The sequence below is a fragment of the Streptosporangium sp. NPDC053982 genome (genome assembly GCF_055585205.1).
This window is the reverse complement of the sequence record NZ_JBVJKQ010000043.1, coordinates 1-2039: the sequence shown is the minus strand read 5'-3', so window position 1 is coordinate 2039 and position 2039 is coordinate 1. Positions and strand designations below refer to the sequence as shown.

The window sequence follows — 2039 nt, the reverse complement described above, 5'->3', positions numbered from 1 at the left end:
GACATCACCGCACCCATCTTCCTCACCGACGACCAGATCGTGAACGCCACCGTCACCGACAACCTCATCATGGGCGGCACCTACAGCATCCAACTGAGGAACGGGCGCGGGAAAATGGTCATGCGGGACAACAAGCTGGTCGACAGGTCGTGGGTCTACGGGCCGGTCGACTCGGAATGCGCGAAGATCGACTGGTCGGGAAACTCGCTGGTCACCATCGACCAGAACTACCGCGTCACCTCGACCGTCGGCCCGCTGCCCTGCGCGGGCTGACCCGGCGGGGAAGGCGGGGCGCCGTCCACGCGGGCGGGACGGCGGAAACGACCTGGTGCGAGCGGCCCCGCCTCCCCGCACGGACCACCGCCCCGGACGCTCCGGCGCCGGGGGCCGGCGCGATGACCGGAAAATCGCGCGACATGTTCACCTTTTCCGACGCCGTTTTCGATGTCGTTTCCGGTTCCATTTCCGGCCTGTCGGATAACCGTTCGCCGGTCCGTCCACATGGCCGCTCACCGAGCATTCCCGGACCGTTCGCAGACCAATACTCGTGAAAACGGTGCGTATCTGTGACCCCAGCCGCAACAATGTCCCCTGTGCGAGGACCAAGCGGACACATCATCGAGCCGGGCGAGAACCGGCGCGGAGGTCACAGGAATGTCCAGTACGAGCTCCCCGCGGCACGAGGGGAATAGCGAGAGCGCACCACCCGCACCATCCCGGCGGCGACCGCCGGTTCTGACGACGGCGCTGGTCGCCGTCCTCGCGGCGGCGACCGGCCCGGCCGTCTGGGCCCTCACCCGCGACGGCGTCGCCTTCCGGGAGGCGGCCGCCGGACGTCCCGCCCCCGCCGTCTTCACCCCGGTCCCCGGCGACGCCTCCGATCCCGGCGCGTCCGGCTCCGGCGACGCGGACTCCCGCGCGTCCGGCTCCGGGACCTCCGACTCCGACTCCGACTCCGGCTCCGGCTCCGGCTCCGGCGCGAAGGAGACGAGCCTGTGGCGGCCGGACACCCCGGTGCGGGCCGGGACGCACGCCGACCGCTCGCCCGTCGAGCTCGGGACGCGCTTCACCGCGGCCCGCGGCGGCTGGGCGACGGGCGTGCGGTTCTACAAGGCCCGGGGCGAGCAGGGCGAGCACACCGGAAGCCTGTGGGACGCCCGCGGGCAGCGGCTGGCGCGGGTCACCTTCGATGACGAGACCGCGTCGGGCTGGCAGGAGGCCCGCTTCGCCTCACCGGTACGGCTGGCCGCCGGGCGGACGTACACGGTCTCCTACCACAGCGTCCACGGCACCTACGTGGGCACCGACGGCTCCCGCCCGGCCCGCTCCGGCCCGCTGGCCACGACGCGGCGCGACGCGGGCGTGTTCGGGTACGGCTCCAGCGCCTTCCCCCGGCGGTCGAACCCGAAGCAGTACAACTACTGGGTGGACGTCGTCTTCCGCTGGCGTCCCCAGACCGGGGAGCAGCGGGACACCGGGGCGTCCACCCCCCGGCCCTTCCCCGGGAAGACGACCCCGGCGCCGGACCGGGGAGGCTGGGAGGACAGGGGCTACTGGCCGGACCAGATCCCGTGGGACGGCGAGACCGCGTGGCCCGGAGACGACCCGTGGCCCGGCGGGAGCCCGGGACCGGACGAGGGCCGGGGGCCGGACGACGACCGGCGCTCCGGCGGCGACCGGTGGCCGGGCGTCACGCCCTCCCCGTCGCCCGAGCCGGACGGCACCGCCACATCCGGCCCGTCCCCCGATCCGGGCGGGGACGCCACGTCCCTTCCGGACGACGGCTCCGGCTCCCCGGGCGGCAGGACCCCCCGGCCCGAGCCGACCGGCAAGGGCTCGGACGGACCGGGCGACACGCCCGGAACAGGCGGGCCCACGCCCACGTCGAAGCCGGTCCCGCCGCGCGACCCGGACCCCGTCCCCGACCCCAGGGTGTGCGCGGGGTATCCGACGCCGGCGTGCACGGGCGTGCCGCCCGGTGTGAAGCTGCGGACCCTGGCCCTGAACGAGGACGGCGCCGCCTACCGCGTCACCAAGTC

General features: G+C 74.0%; 2 protein-coding genes. Both read left to right on the top strand.

The genetic code is table 11. The features are described from left to right. Positions 1-273: hypothetical protein (locus tag ACZ6W9_RS36925; RefSeq protein ID WP_470121856.1), on the top strand; the 273-nt coding region annotated here is incomplete at its 5' end. A gap of 381 nt (positions 274-654) precedes the next feature. After that, the coding region (locus ACZ6W9_RS36920; protein WP_470121855.1) for a DUF4082 domain-containing protein at positions 655-2039 on the top strand (1385 nt) is incomplete at its 3' end.